The following is a 14469-nucleotide window of genomic DNA, read 5'->3' on the forward strand; positions in this document are numbered from 1 at the left end:
GCCGAACCACAAGTACGAATTGCATCGAAGGGACCACCAGTGTCTTTCACCTCCACCCAGCACGTAGTGCCAGCCGCACTAGATGCCGACGGCAACCCGCTCACCTCGCCGGCCGAACTCGCTGACGACGTCATCAAGCTGGTGCGCCGCTGGCTCACCGAAGCTTCCGACTACCCCGTAGACGCCGCCGCCGCCCGCCTGGCCGGAGTGCTCAAGGACCCCAAGGGCCTGGACTTCACCGTAGGCTTCGTCGATGGCGTGATCCGCCCCGAAGACCTGAACGTCGCGGCAGCCAACCTCAAGGCGCTGGCTCCAATGGTTCCAGGCTTCCTGCCCTGGTACATGCGCAAGGCCGTCGCCGTTGGCGGCGCCATGGCCCCAATCGTGCCGCAGGTAGTTGTCCCCATCGCCCGCAAGGTCTTGCGCGAGATGGTCGGCCACCTGATCATTGACGCCTCGGATGCCAAGCTGGGCGGCGCGATCTCCAAGATCAAGCGCGAGGGTGTGGATCTGAACGTCAACCTGCTCGGCGAAGCCATCCTCGGCGAAGGCGAAGCGGCCCGCCGTCTTGACGGCACCACCAAGCTGCTGGAACGCGATGACGTGGACTACGTGTCGATCAAGGTCTCCTCCACCGTCGCCCCGCATAACCACTGGGCGTTCGATGAAGCCGTGGAGCACATCGTGGAAAAGCTGCAGCCGCTGTATAAGCTGGCTGCCAACAGCCCGAAGAAGAAATTCATCAACCTGGACATGGAAGAGTACAAGGACCTGGAGCTGACCATCGCGGTCTTCACCAAGATCCTGTCCAAGCCCGAATTCAAGGACCTGCCCGCCGGCATCGTGCTGCAGGCCTACCTGCCAGATGCCCTGGGCGCGATGATCCAGCTCCAGGAATTCTCCGCGGCCCGCGTGGCCGAAGGCGGCGCACCGATCAAGGTCCGCGTGGTCAAGGGCGCCAACTTGCCAATGGAAACCATGGAAGCTGACATCCACGGCTGGCCGCTGGCCACCTGGCACACCAAGCAGGACTCCGACACCAGCTACAAGTCCGTGCTGGAGTACGCGCTGCGTCCGGAACACGTGAAGAACATCCGCATCGGCATCGCCGGGCATAACCTCTTTGATGTCGCGCTGGCTTGGCTGCTGGCCAAGTCGCGCAACGCCACCGACGGCATCGAATTCGAAATGCTGCTGGGCATGGCCACAGGCCAGGCCGAAGCGGTGCGCAAGGACGTCGGCTCGCTGCTGCTCTACACCCCGGTGGTGCACCCGCAGGAATTCGACGTGGCCATCGCCTACCTGATCCGCCGCCTCGAAGAGGGCGCCAGCCAGGAAAACTTCATGTCCGCAGTCTTCGAGCTGGCCAAGAACGAGGCCTTGTTCGAACGCGAGAAGAACCGCTTCCTCGCATCCCTGGAAGCCATGTCCAACGTGGTCCCTGCCCCGCATCGCGTGCAGAACCGCCAGATCCAGGATCCGTCGCTGAGCACCCGCGTGGCCGGTTTCGCCGACGGCTCCACCGAATTCTTCAACACCCCGGATACCGACCCGGACCTGAACCAGAACCGTGCCTGGGGACGCGAGATCCTGGCCAAGATGCAGGAATCGCCGCTGGGCAAGGAACTGGTCAAGAACAACACCCTGAACAGCGCCGGCGAACTCGACGAGTCCATCGCCATGGGCGTGGATGCCGCCGCCGGCTGGCAGCAGCTGGGCTCGGCCCAGCGCGCGCAGATCCTGCACCGTGCCGGCCTGCTCTTCGAGGAGCGCCGCGCCACCTTGCTCGAGGTCCTGGGCTCCGAATGCGGCAAGACCATTGACCAGGGCGATGTGGAAATTTCCGAGGCCATCGACTTCGCGCACTACTACGCGGAACTGGGCCGTGAACTGGATACCGTGGATGGAGCGAAGTTCGTCCCGTCGAAGCTGACCGTGGTCACCCCGCCATGGAACTTCCCGATGGCGATTCCGGCCGGTTCCACCCTCTCGGCGCTGGCCGCCGGTTCCTCGGTGATCATCAAGCCTGCCAGCCAGGCCGCCCGCGTGGGCGCTGTCATGGTGCAATGCCTGTGGGATGCCGGCGTGCCCAAGGACGTGCTGCAGCTGGTCTTCGTGGGCGATCGCTCCCTGGGCCAGCAGCTGGTCTCCGATGAGCGCGTGGACCGCCTGATCCTCACCGGCGGCTACGAGACCGCGGAACTGTTCCGCTCATTCCGCAAGGACCTGCCGCTGCTGGCCGAGACCTCCGGCAAGAATGCCATCATCGTCACCCCGAACGCCGACCTGGATCTGGCTGCGCGCGACGTCGTGCAGTCGGCCTTCGGCCACGCCGGCCAGAAATGCTCGGCAGCCTCGCTGGTGGTGCTGGTGGGCTCGGTGGCTGAATCCCGCCGCTTCAACAACCAGCTGATCGATGCGGTGAAGTCGCTGAAGGTCGGCTACCCGTGGAACCCCGAATCCCAGATGGGCCCATTGATCGGCGAGCCGGGCGAAAAGCTCAAGCGCGGCCTGACCACCCTGGGCGCCGGAGAGCGTTGGGCCATTGAGCCGAAACAGCTCGATGACTCGGGCAAGCTCTACTCGCCGGGCGTGCGCTACGATGTGGCCCGCGGCAGCGAGTACCACAAGACCGAATACTTCGGCCCGATTCTCGGCGTGATGACCGCCAAGACCCTGGAAGAAGCGGTGGAGATCGTCAACGAGGTGGACTACGGCCTGACCTCGGGCCTGCATTCGCTGGATTCGGCAGAGATGGGCTACTGGCTGGAGAACATCCAGGCGGGCAACATCTACGCCAACCGCGGCATCACCGGTGCCATCGTGCAGCGCCAGCCATTTGGCGGCTGGAAGAAGTCGGCCATCGGCGCAGGCACCAAGGCCGGCGGCCCGAACTACCTGGTCGGCATGGGCTCCTGGGTGGACGCCCCCGCCACGCAGGGCGCGGCGCTCTCGGCATTCGACCAGCGCCTGCTGAACACCGCAGAACTGGATTCGGAGCAGGCGCAGTGGCTGGGCTCGGCACTGGCCAGCGACAAGCTGTGGTGGAACAACGAGTTCAACCAGGCCAAGGACCGCTCGGGGCTGGTCGCCGAGCGCAACATCTTCCGCTACCGCGCGGTTGACGTGACGGTGCGCTTCGAAGAAGCCACCAGCGGCCACGGACTGGCCGAGGCGCTGCGCGTCATTGCCGCCGGTGTCACCGCAGGTTCCCGCGTGATCTTCTCCGCTGACGTGCAGCTGCCGTTGGGCGTGCGCAACCTGTTGGCCGATAACTCGGTCACCGTGGTGCGCGAAGACGCTGCTGCTTTCGCCGCCCGTGCTGCGAAGCTGGCTGCGAAGACCGGTCCGGAGTCCGCTGCCCGCATCCGCCTGATCGGCGGCTCGATGAAGGCTGTCGCCGAGGCAGCCAACGGCAAGCCGGATGTGGCCATCTACGCATCGCCGGTGACCGCTGCCGGACGGGTGGAGATGCTTCCGTTCCTGCATGAGCAGGCGGTATCCATCACCGCTCACCGCTTCGGCACCCCGAATCACCTCAGTGATTCGCTGATCTAGCAGGCAAGCGCATAAAGCAGTGGCCAGCATCCATTTATTTGGATGCTGGCCACTGCTTTATGCCGGATGCTCTTTACTTCTTGCGTACCTTGTACTTGGCGACCAGAATATCCGCGGTGGCGGAGAGGATCGCCGGAAGAATGTAGCGCGCCAAGGTCACCAGGGTAAAGGCGAGTACGGATCCGCTGGCCGAACCAGCCACGGACAGGGCCGCAAATCCCAGGCCCACCGCGGAGAGCAGGCCGACGATCCAGCCAGCGAGCTTGCGGGGACGCAGGACGAACCAGCCAACTAGCGAAAGCACCGGCAGGAGCAGGCCCCAGACGGTGAAGTAGCCGGTGTACATCCCCTGCAGATCCAGCGCGGAGACCAAGAACCAATCGCCATACTCCACGGTGTCCAGTACCGGCAGCTTCAGCAAGATGTCCAGGACCAGCGACAGCAGGACCAGCAGCATCGCGAAGACCTTGGTGTCCTTGCGCGCTTCGAGCAACCAGAAGCTGCCGATGGCCACGAGCCTGATCACCCACAAGGCGATCAGGGAGAGCAGGCTGCCGCCGGTGACATAGTCGGCGGTGGACAGCAGCGTGGATCCGGTGACGCCGGCGATCAGCACCAGCCAAACAATGATCAGGCGGGCCGGCAGATGCAACAGTGGTTTTTCTTCGCTCACTTAGCCAAGTCTAATGAAGCTGGCTGTGCAATCCCTTTTCCTGTTCTTGGCAGGCGGGCTCAGACCTCGAGTTTCAGTGCCTTGCGCAAGGTCAGCGCGCCACCGGTGTGCATCACTGCCCTGCCGTAGATCTTCTCGGCAAACAGCAGCACGAGCCAGCAGGCAGCCAGGAGAATTGCCAGCGAAAGAATCGGCTCCCAGAAAGCTACCTCGCCGGAGAGCAGGCGGCTAGGCATTGCCGCCGAGGAGACGATAGGAATGTACGAAGCGACCACCAGGAAGCTGCCCTTGGCATACAACCCGATAAACAGCACCGCCATCAGGAGGCCCACCACGGGCCCGCTGGATTGCTGCAGATCCTCGGTACGGGTAGCCAAGGAGCCCAACGCTGCCCAGATCCCGGCCAGAAGCAGGAAACCGCCGAAGAAGAACACCACGAACCACCCGGCCACCTGGGTGACAACTCCGAGGAACGGGATCTGGATCGGGGAAATGTAGGCAGCCAGCAAGCCAATGCTGAGGAAGGCCAGGAGCTGGATCATTGCGAGAACGACATTCCCGATGATTTTTCCTGCCAGCAGCTGGCGCAGCCGGATGGTGCTGGCCAGGATCTCGACCACGCGGTTCTGCTTCTCCTCGATGACCGAGTTGGCGATGGGCATGCCGAAGAGGAATGCGGCCATGTAGAAGAGGAATGAGAAGACCAGCGCCATGGCACTGGCCATCGCGGCCCGTTCGGAATCGCCATGGAGCTGATCGAGAATGAGGTCCTCGTTATCGGGCAGGCTAGCTGATTCCAGTCCGGCCTCGGCCAGCAGCTGATCGGTCTTCACGGTTTTCATTGCTTCGCGGACCAGAGAACTGAGCTCTTGGTCGACCGCGTTGAAACCGGTCAGCGTGAATTCCTGCGCATCGGCCGAACCGGACAAGGTCGCGTTCAGCCGCTCAGCGGATAGCTGTTGCTCCGCCTGTTCAGGAGCGAGCCTGGAAATGCTCAATTCCACGTCTTCGGGGCGATCCTGGATCACCTGCTCCAGCACCCGGAAACTGGCATCGTCGGTGGCAGCCACGGCGAAATTCGACGTGCGATTGGCGAGGAATCCGGTAACGGCGACCGATCCGATGATGAACAGCAAGGTCACGATGGTGCTGATGATGAAAGCTTTGTCGCGCAGCTTGGTTTCGACTTCGCGCAAGGCGACAATGAGCCATGGAGCCGTGGTGGTGTTCACTTGATGATCTCCCGGTAGATGTCGGCCAGCGAAGGGCGATGGATTGCGAACTCTGCGACGGGCCCGCGGCTCATGGCGGTGGCGAGCACGCGTTGGGCATCGGCTTCGGAATCGAAATTCACCAATGCGTCATGGCCTGAAATATCGATAACGGTGACCCCCGGTTCATTGCGCAGCCAGCCCGTGTCGGAGCCCAGGGACAACCGGTGCCGGGATGCCTGCGTCGCACGGAGCCCGGCTGCCGATGAATTGGCCAGGATCCTGCCGTCCTGGATGATCACCAGATGGTCCACCAGCACATCGAGCAGATCCAGCTGATGCGAAGAGAAGAGCACCGGTACGCCACGCGCTGCATAGTCGCGCAGGATGGAGCTCATTGCGTCCACCGCGATCGGGTCAAGTCCGCTGAAAGGTTCGTCGAGGATGAGCACGTCGGGTTCGTGCAGCAGTGCTGCGGTGACTTGCACGCGTTGCTGGTTGCCCAGGGACAGGGATTCGAGTTTCGACTTGGCGCGGTCAGCCAAACCAAAACGGGCCAGCAGTTCCATGGCCCGTTTGCGTGCTCCGGAGCGGGACAGGCCATGGAGCTGTCCGAGGTAGACCAGCTGGTCAATGACCGGCTGCTTGGGATACAGGCCGCGTTCCTCGGGCATGTAGCCGAAGTTGGGGCGGGTGGCTCCATCGAGCGGTTGGCCGTTGAGCGAAACAGAACCGGAATCGGCGCTGAGCAATCCCATGATGATGCGCATGGTGGTGGTCTTGCCGGCACCGTTGGCACCGACGAATCCGGTGAGCGCGCCGCCAGGTACGGTGAAGCTGATGTCATCGAGCACCAAATTCTGTGCAAATGACCGTGACACATGGTTTAGCTCAAGCATGTTTTCCTCTGCCAAGTATTGTTTCTACTCATCAGCTTAGGAAACTAAGCAGCATTTGCGCTCCGTCTGGAGAATGAAACTATTGGATGAGTCCGGCGCGGTGGGCGAATAGCACGCCCTGCACCCGGTCGCGCAGGTGCAGCTTCGCCAACAGGTTCGACAGGTGGGTTTTCACCGTGGCTTCCGAGAGGGAGAGCACTGCGGCGATTTCCTGGTTGTTCTTGCCCTGGGCCAGTTCGCAGAGTACCTGGCGTTCGCGTTCGGTGAGTTTTTCCAGCTGCTGGGCCTCGGTAGTTGCCGCTGCCGAATCCGCGGCAGGGACCGCGCCGGTGCCACGCTGGATGAGCTTGAGCGTGACTTCGGGGGAGAGCAGCCCGTGGCCGGCGGCCACCTGGTGCACGGCGGCCACCAGCATTTCAGGCTCTGCATTCTTGAGCAGGAACCCGCTGGCCCCGGCATCCATGGCCTCGAAGAGGTAGTCGTCGCGGTTGAAGGTGGTCAGCACAATGACCTTGGTCTGGGTGGTGCTGGCGATGAGCTTCGTGGCTTCGATGCCGTCCATCTGCGGCATTTGGATATCCATCAGCGCCACCGTGGGGTTCAGCTCGCGAACCATTTCCAGGCCCGCTTGGCCGTTGCCTGCCGTGCCGATGACCTGGATCTGCGGATCGGTTTGCAAGATCAGTTTCAGCGACGAGAGGATCAGCGACTGGTCATCGCAGATCACCACGGTAATTTTGCTCATGTTGCCAGTCTAGTTGCCGCGTCGGAAACCACGCGCAACCGGGCCCGGGTACGCCAGCCGTGCGGAATGCGCGGGCCGATTTCCACCAGCCCGTGATGCAGCTTGGCGCGTTCGCGAATGCCACGCAGGCCGTAGCCGCCACCGGCGGAATCCGGCCGGGGACGGCCGCTGTCGGTGACCTCGACTTCTATCCATGCGCCATCGGCATCGGTTCCCGAACGCAGCGACAAGGTAGCTGTGCGGGCCGTGGAATGCGCACGGACATTGGCCAAGGCTTCGCCGCTGATGCGGTAGAGCGCGAGCGACAGGCCTGCCGGCAGGGTGGAAATGAAGCCGGGCTGGTGTTCATCGCGGGAGATCTGGATGCTCAGTCCCTGGCGTTCATTGGCTGCGATCAGCTCATCGAGCTGCGCCATGGAGGGTTCGGGGTTCCGTGCCCCCTCAGCGCTGTTCGGCGAATCCTCCGGTCCGCCGTGTTCGCGCAATACGCCCAGCAGTGCCCGCGTTTCGCTGACTGCACTGCGTGCCGAGGACTCGATGCCGCGCATCAGTTCGATGGACTGCTGGGGATCGCGCTCATGCACCATGCGGGCGGCCGAAGCCTGGATTCCCACCGAGGCGATGTGGTGGGCAATGACATCGTGCAGCTCGCGGGCGATGCGCAGCCGTTCCTCGTTGACCGCACGGTCTGCCAGCTGCTGGGACTGGTCGGCAATGCGCTGGGCCTGGGTTTCCACTATTTGGCTGGCGTAGGCATTGGTCCAGCTGACCATGCCCAGGAAGATCGCGCCGCCGAAGTACAGCAGGTTCATCAGCAGGTTGTAGAAGATGAAGGCCGTTGACGTCGGCAGCACGCCTGCTGGATCCTCGACCATGGAAGTTCCGGTGGCCGTGAGCAAGTCGGAGGTGAAGAAGGTGACGATCACCCAGGTGGCCATGAACAGCAGCACCACGCTCATCGCTATCCACAGTCCCCGGCGGTTCTTCGACCACGTGACCGCGGTGTAGATGCCGATGAAATAGGCCAGCTGCGCGCAGAGCTCCATGCCGACTTGGTAGGTATTTTCGCTTCCGGCGCCCACGAAGGCAGCCGAACCGATGAGCATCATGGTGATGGGCCAGCGCCGGCGGAACATCAGCGGCACGATCAGGGACACAAGCACGAGATAGGCGAGAAGTGGATCGGGCGCATTCTCTTGCTCGGTCAGGGAGAGTAGCAGTTCGTGCATGGCCAGCGCCAGCAGGAGGAAGCCCGAAGCGACGATAATGTCGCGGCGCAAGCTCTTCTTATCCGGAGACGGACGTTCCCAATCCACCGGAGGCAGCGTTGGGAGCCTCCGGTGTACTAGCTCGGGGAGTCGGTACATGGTGTTCCTTGATCATCTCGTTGGCCAGGCATTGGAAACGACTTTACCGGTCTGCGGTTTTCCGGGCATGAGCCTGGAGGCTTACCCCTGGCGTTGACCCGGGAGGAAATGCGCTAGGCAGAAAGGTTACTAGGCAGTAATGTGATGGTATGCACATGATTTTCCGAATCCTCATGGTTTACCTGAACAGCAAGAAGGCTTCCAAGCTGTCGATGTTCGACACCAGCTCAGTGGGCATGCGTGCCACGCTGACCGATATCGACTTTGCCGGCCACATCAACAACGGCATGTACTTCTCGATCTTCGATCTCGGACGCTTCGACTTGATGTTCCGTTCCGGTGTCTGGGACATCATGTCCAGGAATAAATGGGTTCCGGTCGTGCAGACCGAGACCATCACCTTCCGCAAGTCGGTGCGCCTGGGAACCAAGTTCTCCCAGGAAACCCGGCTGATCGGCATGGACGACAAGTGCATCTTCTTCGAGCAGCGCATCGTCGTGAAGGGCGAAATCTACGCTCGCGCCTATGTCGCCACCCGGATGACCTCGAAAAAGGGTGCGGTTTCCAACAAGGAAATCCTGGCAGCAGTCGGCTTGGAACTGCCAGCAGACATGGTGCTGCCCGAGTGGCTGCACCAGTGGCGCCAGGACGGAGCGCTGCCCAGCACCCGCAAGCCGGCCCCGCACAATTGGATCCGCTGAATCAATTCACTCGCGCAATTCCTGCTGGACCGTGCCGGGGGGACTCAACGTGCGGGAATCGGCGAAGCCTTGGCCGCATCAATGAACATGGCGATCAGTTCGGGATCCTTGACTCCGCGCGATGATTCGACGCCGGAGGAGACATCGGCGCCGAAAGCGCTGGACGCAGCCAAGGCATCAGCGACATTCTGCGGGGACAGTCCGCCGGCCACCAGCCAGCGCCGACCAGCGGCCAGATCCTTCACTGCCGCATAATCCCAGCTTTCGCCGCTGCCGGGGACCGAGGCGTCAATGAGCAGCAGATCTTCGCCCCAATCGGCAAACTGCTCCTCCGGGTCATCGCGCCGCACCGCGCGGATGACCTTGAACCCGGCCTCATGGGCGGTGCTCACATCCTTTGCCGTGCGCTGCCCGTGCAGCTGCACCCAACTCACGCCGGCTTGCGCCGCAAGCTGAAGCACCGTCTGGATCTCTTCGCCGCGGAATACCGCCACGGTGGCAATGCCTGCGGGAACCGCCTTCACCAATGCGGCGGCGCGCTGCGCGGAAATTTCCCGGGCACTGGGCGTGAGCACGAACCCGATGGCGTCAGCGCCATGGGCCGCAGCGGTTTGCACGTCCTGGGCCGTGGACAAGCCGCACACTTTGACGAAGGGCTTTGCTGCACTCACTTCGCGTTCTCCTTGGCCATATGGATTGGGGTGTAACCGCCAGGCGCGTTGGCGCGGATGGCCAACAAGTCGCGGGCGTGATTCCACAGCCGCTTGTCCTCCCCGGTGACGGGCACCCAGGGCTTGACCGGAACAGCGGTGCCGGTTTCATCGCGGGTCACCATCACGGTCAGGCAGTAGGTCGTCAGCTGCATTTCCCGGGTCTTCGGATCGCCAGAGCGCACATGCACCGCAACGTGCATTCCCTTGCTCCCGGTGTAGACCAGGCGCGCCTCCACCTCCACCAGGTGGCCGATCAGCAGCGGGCGGTAGAAGCGCACCCCGCCGGAGAATACCGCAACGGTTTCTTGCTGGCAGTAGCGGGCAGCGCATAGCTCAGCGGCATCATCTATCCACTTCATCACGATGCCGCCGTGGACCTTGCCGCCCCAGTTCACATCGGTGGGCGCCGCCAAAAAGCGCAGGGTAATGCGCTCGGCGGTACCCTCATCGGTGTATACCTGTTCATTCATGGACGCGACTATCTGCTCGCGGATCTCAATGCGCGCCAACGCACTTTCACGCATGGCGATTTCCTTGGCCGTACCCGGGGTGAACGCCGGGACCGCAGTGGGCTTGCCATTCTCGCCGACGGCTACGAAAATCACCAGGCAGCTGCTGGACTTCACCGGCCGCAATTCGCGCGGATCGCTGAAGGACACCTCGGTATGGATGTGCATGGAGCTGGTACCGGTGTACACCACCGAAGCGGTGACTTCCACCAGATCCCCGGAGTGGATCGGGTCTTCGAAGTGGATATTGCCTACATAGGCGGTGACGCAATAGCTGGAGGACCATCCCACCGCTGCAGCGTAGGCGGCCTTGTCGACCCACTCCAGCACGGTGCCCGCAGGGACAATCCCGGTGACATCGACGTCGGTCGGTGCGGCGAGGAATCGCAAGGTGACAGAATGCGGACGTTGTTTCAGCTCCGGAGTGCTCATGCACTCCAGTTTCGCGCACATCGGACATCACGGGCAATGTATGACGCTCCACGGCTCAGCCTTGCCTGCAAGCGCCCGTAGCTGGGAGCTGCCGGTTGGCTCTGGCCTAGGATAGGAGGGTGCGTAGGGTCTTTGGAATTTTTTCGGCTGCAACAGCCATCGTGGTGGCACTGAGCCTCATTGCCGCGGCCGGAACCGCCGGCTTGGTGATCGTCGTGGGCCAAGGCCTTGATGAACTCATGGCCCATCGCCCGCTGGGCCCCCAATGGTATTTCAGCGCCATCGGCGAACTGCTGATCATGGCCGTAGCCACCTTCCTGGTCCCGGTCGTGATCGCGCGCAACGGCCATGACCTCACCGGCTACCACCGCATGAAGCTGCTCAAGCACTATCTGTCCATCGGCCCGCTGGCGGTGCGCGCCGCCGGCGATGGGGAGCTGGTCCATGCAGCGATGGACTCGGTGGAACGGTCTGTGAAATACCGTTCCAGCTTTATCGGCCCGGCAATCTCCGCGGTAGCCACCCCGCTATTGATCTTGTGCTTCATCGCCTTTGCCATTGACCCGCTCAGCGCACTGATGATGCTGATTCCCACCGCGCTGGTCCCGGTCATCGTCCTGGGCTTCCAGCGGCGCTTCGGCTCCTCGAACGGAGAGTACCGCCGAGCCCAGGGCATCCTCTCGGCGACTTTCCTGGACGCACTGCGCTCGCTGGGCATGCTCAAGCTCAACGGCGGCAGCCGGTGGATGGGCTCCCGCATCCAGCAGGCCACCGAACGCGTGCGCCAGCAAGTGATGAAACTGCTGGCCCGCAACCAGCTGATCCTGCTGGTCATCGATTCAAGCTTCGCCGTGCTGCTGCTCGCCAGTGCCGCCCTGCTGGCCTGGTGGCGCGCGGGCTCCGGGGCCATCACCCCGGGCTCTGCGCTGTCCTTGGTGATCCTGAGCTTCTTGATGCTCGCCCCGGTCAATTACGTCGGCAGCTTCTTCTACATCGGGATGACCGGCAAGGCGGCCGAGAAGAAACTGGCCGCAGTCGCCGAAATCCCGATGCACCGCTCCATGGCCAACCCGCTGCACGTGGACCTGCGCCACCGCGACCTGATCCTGGAAGAAGTCAGCGCCGGCTATGACAGCGAGCATCACGCGCTGGCCGGCATTTCCTGGCATTTCCCGGCAGGTTCGCGTACTGCCGTCATCGGCCCCTCGGGCAGCGGCAAGACGACCTTGCTGCGCGTGCTCCAAGGCCAGCTCGAAGCTTCGGCCGGCATCATCCGCGATGCCCGCCAAGCCATGGGCCCGGCAACCTTGAAGGCCAATACCGCCGTGGTGGAACAGCACGCAACGCTCTTTGGCATGAGCCTGCGCGAGAACCTCCTGCTCGGTGCGCCCGAGGCCACCGACGGCGAACTGCTCGTGGCGCTGCGCCAAGTCGGCATGGGATCATGGTTCGATGGGCAACCCGGGGGATTGGCACAACCACTGGGCGAGGGCGGGGCACGCCTTTCTGGCGGACAGGCCCAACGCCTGTCGCTAGCCCGTGCCCTGCTCGCCCAGCGTCCGGTACTGCTGCTCGATGAGCCCACCAGCTCCTTGGACGTCCAGACCGAAGCGGAAGTGCTTCGGACCCTGCGAGCCCTGGACCGCAGCACCACGGTCATCACCGTCACCCACCGGCTGGGGTTGCTGGCCGACTACGACTACGTGCTGGTCATGGACCACGGACAGCTCGTCCAGGCCGGAAGCCGCGAAGAACTGCTGGCCGCCGACGGCTACCTCAAGGAGGCCATGGATGGATTCCGCCAACGCGCCGATGCGCTGCATGCCAGTGGCCGGAGCCAGCTAGGGGAGGGGAACTAATGCACACGCAGAAAATCTCCACCCTCAAAACCGTGGCCTGGCTGATTGGCAGCACCAGGGATCTGCTCCCGCCGCTGCTGCTTGCCTGCGTGCTGGCCTGCGCCACTCGACTGGCCTCCCTGGGGATCTACGCCGTTGCCGGGCTCGGCCTGGCCAAGGCCCTGCACCTGGGCGCTGCGCAGCTGCCACTGGGCCTTGGCTGGGGACCGCTGATCACTGCGGTCATCCTGCTAGGACTTATCAAGGGCGCAGTGCGCTACCTCGAGCAGTACGTAGGCCATCGGGTCGCCTTCCTTTCCCTGGCGCGGTTGCGCAACCGCATGTACGAGGCATTCGAACGCCAAGCGCCCTTTGCCGCGGGCAGCAAGAACTCCGGCGGCATGCTCGCCAAGGCCACCAGCGACATCGACAAGGTCGAAGTGTTCTTCGCCCACACCCTGCCCCCGGCCGTGGCGGCCGTGGTGGTCAGCGGCCTGGCAACCTGGGGCACCTGGGCGGTCTTCGGGATGGAACCGGCCCTGGTGCTGCTCGCCGGTTATGCGCTGATCGGCCTGGTCATTCCGGCCATTGGCGTCGGCGCCCTGCGCCGCACCGCGCGGGCCACCGCCGCGGCTCGCGGCACCCAGAATCAGCTGCTGACCGACACGCTTGCCGGCATCGAGGTGATTCACGGATTCAATGCCGGCAAACCCGTCATGGCGCGGATGCGCGAAAGCCTGGACGAAACCCGGCACGCCGCGCGATCTGCCGGAACCCTGAGCGCGGTACGGGCCACGCTGACCCAGCTGGTGGTCTGGGGCAGCCTGCTCACGCTCTTTGCCCTGCTGGGAACCGCAGGGCAATTCGGCCCGTTGATCGTACTGTGCTGTTCGCTGGTCCCATCCTATGAAGCGGTGCGCGCGGTAGACGGCTTCATCGTGGGCCTGCAGGATTCGCTGGCCAGCGCTCGCCGGCTGTATGCCACCGCGATAGACAGCCATCCGGTTGGTGAAACCGACAACCCGGTTCCGCTTCCTGCTGTTGGCACCCTGCGCGTAGCGGACCTGGCGGTCGCCTTCGAACGCCATCGGGTAGTACACGGCGTGGACTTCGAGCTGGCACCGGGATCCTTGCTCGCCCTGGTGGGCGAAAGCGGCTCCGGCAAATCGTCGGTTGCAGCCGCCCTGGTGCGCTCGGTGGAAGCTGCTGGCACCGCTAGCTTTGGCGATGTGCCGCTGGAGGCCGCAAGCTTGGCGCAACTGCGCAACCGGATAATCCTGGTTTCCCAGGAAGCGGTGATGATCCGCGGCACGCTGCGCGAGAACCTCTTGCTGGGTGCGGAGGGGATCAGCGACGCCGAGATGGAAGAAGTCCTCGAAGAACTGGGAATGGGTCCGTGGCTGCGCAAGCAGAAGGCCGGATTGCAGACCCGGTTGGGGGATCGCTTTGCCCGGCTTTCCGGTGGCCAGCGCCAGCGCGTGGCCCTGGCCCGGGCGCTGCTGCGCAACCCCGCGGTATTGATCCTCGATGAATCCACTAGCGCCCTGGATGCACGCAGCGAACAGCTGGTCCTGGAAGCAGTGGAACGCCGCCGCGGTGAAGGGATGGCGGTGCTGATGATCAGCCACCGGCTATCGATCCTGGCCCGGGCGCAGAACGTGCTGGTGCTCCATGAAGGAGTGGTGCTGGAACGCGGTGCGGCGCCAGCGCTATTGGCCGATGGGCAATCCTTGTTCTCCCGCATGGCCGTGCGCGAAGCGGACCGGATTTTGCCAAGCTGATCCACGCCCCGCTCAATGGATGGAACTGACAAGGCAGCGGGG

The 14469-nt window shown here is 63.5% G+C and carries 11 protein-coding genes; 4 read left to right on the forward strand and 7 right to left on the reverse strand.

Going from position 1 to position 14469, the window contains the following annotated elements:
* Positions 1 to 39 precede the first annotated feature (39 nt).
* Positions 40 to 3558 (forward strand): proline dehydrogenase family protein, encoded by a 3519-nt coding sequence (locus AC1Z36_RS06525; RefSeq protein ID WP_483561849.1) that lies wholly within the window; start codon positions 40 to 42, stop codon positions 3556 to 3558.
* Between the two features lie 73 nt (positions 3559 to 3631).
* Here AC1Z36_RS06525 and AC1Z36_RS06530 read toward each other — a convergent pair whose 3' ends face one another.
* The 5 genes from AC1Z36_RS06530 to AC1Z36_RS06550 all read right to left on the reverse strand — a co-directional run bounded on the left by AC1Z36_RS06530 (position 3632) and on the right by AC1Z36_RS06550 (position 8402).
* Positions 3632 to 4231 carry a hypothetical protein gene (locus AC1Z36_RS06530; RefSeq protein ID WP_332488007.1) on the reverse strand — a complete coding sequence of 200 codons (600 nt, stop codon included), beginning with the start codon at positions 4229 to 4231 and terminating at the stop codon, positions 3632 to 3634.
* A 59-nt stretch (positions 4232 to 4290) separates the two neighbouring features.
* Positions 4291 to 5463 carry an ABC transporter permease gene (locus AC1Z36_RS06535; RefSeq protein WP_332488005.1) on the reverse strand — a complete coding sequence of 391 codons (1173 nt, stop codon included), beginning with the start codon at positions 5461 to 5463 and terminating at the stop codon, positions 4291 to 4293.
* Positions 5460 to 6341 carry an ABC transporter ATP-binding protein gene (locus AC1Z36_RS06540; RefSeq protein ID WP_332488003.1) on the reverse strand — a complete coding sequence of 294 codons (882 nt, stop codon included), beginning with the start codon at positions 6339 to 6341 and terminating at the stop codon, positions 5460 to 5462. Before AC1Z36_RS06540 ends, AC1Z36_RS06535 begins: the two co-directional genes overlap by 4 nt.
* Before the next feature lie 79 nt (positions 6342 to 6420).
* Entirely contained in the window at positions 6421 to 7086 is a 666-nt protein-coding gene (locus tag AC1Z36_RS06545; protein ID WP_105658871.1) for a response regulator, read from the reverse strand.
* Positions 7083 to 8402 carry a sensor histidine kinase gene (locus tag AC1Z36_RS06550; protein WP_332488001.1) on the reverse strand — a complete coding sequence of 440 codons (1320 nt, stop codon included), beginning with the start codon at positions 8400 to 8402 and terminating at the stop codon, positions 7083 to 7085. The genes AC1Z36_RS06545 and AC1Z36_RS06550 overlap by 4 nt, the downstream gene beginning before the upstream one ends.
* A gap of 200 nt (positions 8403 to 8602) precedes the next feature.
* On the opposite strand from AC1Z36_RS06550, the gene AC1Z36_RS06555 reads away from it, so the two are divergent.
* Entirely contained in the window at positions 8603 to 9154 is a 552-nt protein-coding gene (locus AC1Z36_RS06555) for an acyl-CoA thioesterase (protein WP_332487999.1), read from the forward strand.
* A 44-nt stretch (positions 9155 to 9198) separates the two neighbouring features.
* Here AC1Z36_RS06555 and AC1Z36_RS06560 read toward each other — a convergent pair whose 3' ends face one another.
* On the reverse strand, positions 9199 to 9825 hold the full coding sequence (locus AC1Z36_RS06560; RefSeq protein ID WP_332487997.1) for a phosphoribosylanthranilate isomerase: 627 nt from the start codon (positions 9823 to 9825) through the stop codon (positions 9199 to 9201).
* Positions 9822 to 10808 carry an acyl-CoA thioesterase gene (locus AC1Z36_RS06565; protein WP_483561850.1) on the reverse strand — a complete coding sequence of 329 codons (987 nt, stop codon included), beginning with the start codon at positions 10806 to 10808 and terminating at the stop codon, positions 9822 to 9824. The genes AC1Z36_RS06560 and AC1Z36_RS06565 overlap by 4 nt, the downstream gene beginning before the upstream one ends.
* Before the next feature lie 119 nt (positions 10809 to 10927).
* Between AC1Z36_RS06565 and AC1Z36_RS06570 the strand changes: the two genes are divergently transcribed.
* The gene (locus AC1Z36_RS06570; RefSeq protein ID WP_332487993.1) at positions 10928 to 12667 is read left to right on the forward strand and encodes an ABC transporter ATP-binding protein/permease; all 1740 of its coding nucleotides are present in this window, start codon (positions 10928 to 10930) and stop codon (positions 12665 to 12667) included.
* Entirely contained in the window at positions 12667 to 14427 is a 1761-nt protein-coding gene (locus AC1Z36_RS06575) for an amino acid ABC transporter ATP-binding/permease protein (protein WP_332487991.1), read from the forward strand. Before AC1Z36_RS06570 ends, AC1Z36_RS06575 begins: the two co-directional genes overlap by 1 nt.
* Positions 14428 to 14469: the final 42 nt, after the last annotated feature.

It is taken from the genome of Glutamicibacter sp. BS14 (assembly GCF_056934375.1).

Coding starts and splice junctions, on each gene's coding strand:
- AC1Z36_RS06575 (WP_332487991.1), top strand. CDS start 12,667: ATGCACACGCAGAAAATCTCCACCCTCAAAACCGTGGCCTGGCTGATT.
- AC1Z36_RS06565 (WP_483561850.1), bottom strand. CDS start 10,808: ATGAGCACTCCGGAGCTGAAACAACGTCCGCATTCTGTCACCTTGCGA.
- AC1Z36_RS06545 (WP_105658871.1), bottom strand. CDS start 7,086: ATGAGCAAAATTACCGTGGTGATCTGCGATGACCAGTCGCTGATCCTC.
- AC1Z36_RS06555 (WP_332487999.1), top strand. CDS start 8,603: ATGCACATGATTTTCCGAATCCTCATGGTTTACCTGAACAGCAAGAAG.
- AC1Z36_RS06540 (WP_332488003.1), bottom strand. CDS start 6,341: ATGCTTGAGCTAAACCATGTGTCACGGTCATTTGCACAGAATTTGGTG.